Below are 3,534 nucleotides of genomic sequence, written 5' to 3' on the forward strand. Positions count from 1 at the left end.
CGTCGAACGGGTCACCCCGGATTCGTCAACGACCTGATCCCTTTCGCACTGGCTTCCACCTGCCGGCAGATCGAACAGGTGCGCTGCCTGGAACTGGCGGACTATGCCACCTATGACGGCTCGACGGTCATGTTCGATGTGATGGGGTTCGGCACACCCCTCGATCGGACGCCGATGCTGCTGCAACCGGGTGTGCTCGGTATCGCGTGGGGTGCGGGGATGCGGGCGCTCGCGGCCGGGCTCGGTGTGCAGATCGACGAGATCACCGAGACCTACGAGCGTGAGCCGGCCCCGGAAAGCTTCCGGGTCGCGGTGGGCGAGGTGCCCGCGGGCACACAGGCCGCGCTGCGGTTCGAGATCACCGGGCATGTGGCGGGCCGGGCCGCCATCGTGGTCGAGCACATCACCCGGCTGCGCGACGATCTGCGGCCGGACTGGGCGCGACCCGCGCAGCCCGGCGGCTCCTACCGGGTGGAGATCACCGGCGAACCCTCGTACGCGGTGGACATCTGTCCGTCCAGTCGTCACGGTGACCACAACTACGCGGCGATCCTGGCCGGTGTGGGCCGGGTGGTCAACGCCATACCCGCCGTGGTGGCCGCCGAACCGGGTATCCGAACCACCGGTGACCTGCCGTTGTACACCGGGCCCGGGCTGACCGCGCTCGGCTGACCGCAGGGATCCCGCCGCGGATTCGGCGGCGATCCGGCAACGCACCTAAGCTCGGATTCCGGAGCGTACGAGCCGCTGGCTCGGCGCCGAACATCCAGGGAAGGTGCGCAGTATGTATGAGCCCGAACGGTCCGGCCATCGCGAGCCGAACCTGACCGAATTGCGCGAACGGGCCGCGCACGGTGATTCCGACGCCGTGGCGCAATTGCTGGATATCGGGGACGAACGCACCGATGCCGTGGACCTGAGCGAATACGACCTCGGCGTGGACGCCGAACAGAGCGCCGAGGCCGACAAATAGGACGCCGCACATGGAGAAGCGTCGCCGACCCGGCCGGAGCACCGTGCGCACGGTGCTCCGGCCGGGTCGCTTGTAGGGTGGGTCGACATGGGAACCGCTCCGGCACTCACACCGGAGCGAACGTCTATCCGGAGCCGGGCGGTCGTGCCGGCGCGCGCACGGGCCGCGCTGTGGCGCCGGCTCCGGGCTCCCGGCGTCGTCGTGTTGTGGTCGGCGGCGGGGTTGATCGCGGCGCAATCGGCGGTCCGCGCGTGGGTGACCGCGAACGGATACTTCTATTGGGACGATCTGATCCTGGCGGGCCGGGCCGGGACGCTGCCCCTGCTGTCCGGTGATCTGCTGCTGCACGATCACGACGGCCATTTCATGCCGCTGGCGTTCGCGCTGTCCTGGCTGGTCACCGCCGTCGCCCCGCTGAACTGGGGAGTGGCGGCGGCCGTGCTGCTGGCCGGCCAGCTGGCGGCCTCGCTCGCGGTGCTGCGCATGCTGCTGGTGCTGGTCGGGCGGCGCCTGGCATTGCTGCTCCCGCTGGCGTTCTACCTGTTCTCGCCCCTGACCCTGCCGGCCTTCGCCTGGTGGTCGGCGGCGCTGAACGCTCTACCGCTCCAGTTCGCGCTCGCCTGGGTGGTGGGCGACGCGGTGCTGCTGGACCGGACCGGCCGCCGCCGATACGCGATCTCGGGAGTCCTGGTCACGACGGTGGGGTTGCTGTTCTTCGAAAAAGCGGTCGTGGTGCCGTTCGTGGCCTTCGCCGTGGTATTGCTGCGGCGTTACGTCGACGGGCGCCGCCCGGCCGTGCCGGAGGTACTGCGACGCGGTGCGGCGTTGTGGGCCGGTGCCGCCGCGGTCCTCGCGCTGTGGGCGGTGTTCTACCTGGCGGCGGTCGGGCTCTCCAGCGGCGAGGGCGGCTCGGCCGACCTGGCCCATATGCTGCCCCGCGCCGCCTGGGCCGGCGTGGTGACCGCACTGCTGGGCGGGCCGTGGGGCTGGGAACGGTGGGTGCCGTCGGCGCCGTGGGCGGTCGCTCCGGGCTGGGCGGTCTGGGCGGCGTGGGCGCTGCTGGCCGCCGGGATACTGCTGACCGTCCGAGCCCGGCGCGTGGTCTGGCCGGTGTGGGTGGCGGCGCTGGCCTACGTACCCGCGGTGCAGATTCCGGTGGTCCTGATGCGGGCGGGGCCCAATACCGTCGACGAGCTCATGATGTCGCTGCGCTATCTGGCCGATGCGGCGGTGGTCCTCGCCGCCGCGGGCGCGCTGATCGTGCGGGCATTCGCGCGTGACCGTGCGCCGGGCGGAGCACCGCGTGGACACGCGCCGGAGGACGTGCGGAGCAGCCGGTGGCGCGGGCCCGTCCCGGCGACCGTCTTGGTGGCGGTGTTCGCGCTGAGCAGCCTCTGGTCCACCTTCACGTTCACTCGCAGCTGGTCGGAAGGGCCGACGAAAGCATATGTGACCACGGTGAAATCCGAACTCGCGCGGTGGGACGGGTCTCCTCTGCTCGCCCAGGAGGTGCCGTGGAACGTGCTCAATCCGACGGCCTATCCCGAGAACGAGGCCGGCCGGGTGCTCTCGTCGATCGCGCCGCCCGGCGCCTTCGCCGCCGCCACCGACCACCTGCGCATGATCACCGATTCCGGTGAACTCGCCGACGCCCAAGTCTGGTGGAACCGCGGGATCCGGCCCGGTCCCGAACCGGGCTGCGGTTACCGTATGACCGGTGCAGACCTGTCGGTCCGGGTCCCCCTCGACGGCCCGATGCTCGCGCACGAGTGGACCGCCCAGCTCAATTATTTCGCGGATCGCGACGCGATGCTCAGCGTGGGTCTCGAGCGCGGTGACCGGGTCGAGGCGCCGGTACGGGCCGGACTGAACACCGTGTATGTGCGAATCGTCGGCAGCGGCTCGGCATTGATCATCCGGAACACGACCCCTGGAACGGTGGTGTGCCTGGGTACCGGCCCGGTGGGAGTCGCGTCGTACTCGTAGCGAGGTCCCGGCGCGCTCGTGGCCCGCGTGCCGCGGGTGAAATACGCTGCGCGAATATGCCTTCCCAATCCCGGTGGTAGCGGTGGGGAGTAACGGTGGTTACGTGTCGGATGTCGTGTGGTGTCCGGACCCACGGCCGAGAGGCCGAGTCGATTCGCGTCGGCGGTATGAGGTTTCGTGCGCGGTACAGCGGCTGCGGCCGCCACTACCGGGCCCGATGGTGAAGTGAGGCGGTGACGATGACCGAGGACGGCGCATCCGTGGACTCCGTCACCGGAGAGTTGGCCACCAGACTGGGCACGGTCGGAGGGCATGCCGGCGAGGCGATGCGCCGCGGCGTGCGGGACGCGGCCGGTGGCGCGCAGACGATCGCATTACTGGTGCAGGCGGACGCGGCGGCCGCCAAGCACGTCGAGCCGGCCGGTACCGCCGCCTCGTCCGCGCCGGCCCCCGCGGCAGCCTCCGCCCCTGTGGAGCACCCCCTCCCGGAGGCGCGGACTCCGCTCTCGGAGGACACGAGCACCCTCGGCCGGGAAGCGCCCATGACAACCGGTGCCACCGAGCACCGGCCGGGC

2 protein-coding genes and 2 pseudogenes are annotated in these 3,534 nt (G+C 71.0%); all 4 read left to right on the forward strand.

Annotated elements, in window-relative coordinates:
- Positions 1–672: pseudogene (locus ON38_RS25635) on the forward strand (diacylglycerol kinase); the annotation flags it as partial.
- A gap of 112 nt (positions 673–784) precedes the next feature.
- Complete coding sequence (locus ON38_RS25640; protein ID WP_039827583.1) at positions 785–973, forward strand: hypothetical protein; 189 nt, start codon at positions 785–787, stop codon at positions 971–973.
- Between the two features lie 144 nt (positions 974–1,117).
- The gene (locus ON38_RS25645; RefSeq protein ID WP_245564200.1) at positions 1,118–2,959 is read left to right on the forward strand and encodes a hypothetical protein; all 1,842 of its coding nucleotides are present in this window, start codon (positions 1,118–1,120) and stop codon (positions 2,957–2,959) included.
- 239 nt (positions 2,960–3,198) lie between these two features.
- A pseudogene (locus ON38_RS25650) lies at positions 3,199–3,534 on the forward strand (hypothetical protein); the annotation flags it as partial.

The sequence above is a fragment of the Nocardia testacea NBRC 100365 genome, from assembly GCF_000308775.1.
Classification (GTDB): Bacteria; Actinomycetota; Actinomycetes; order Mycobacteriales; family Mycobacteriaceae; genus Nocardia; species Nocardia testacea.

What these genes read in the sequence shown, in the direction of transcription:
- ON38_RS25640 (WP_039827583.1), top strand. Translation starts at nt 785, where the DNA reads ATGTATGAGCCCGAACGGTCCGGCCATCGCGAGCCGAACCTGACCGAA.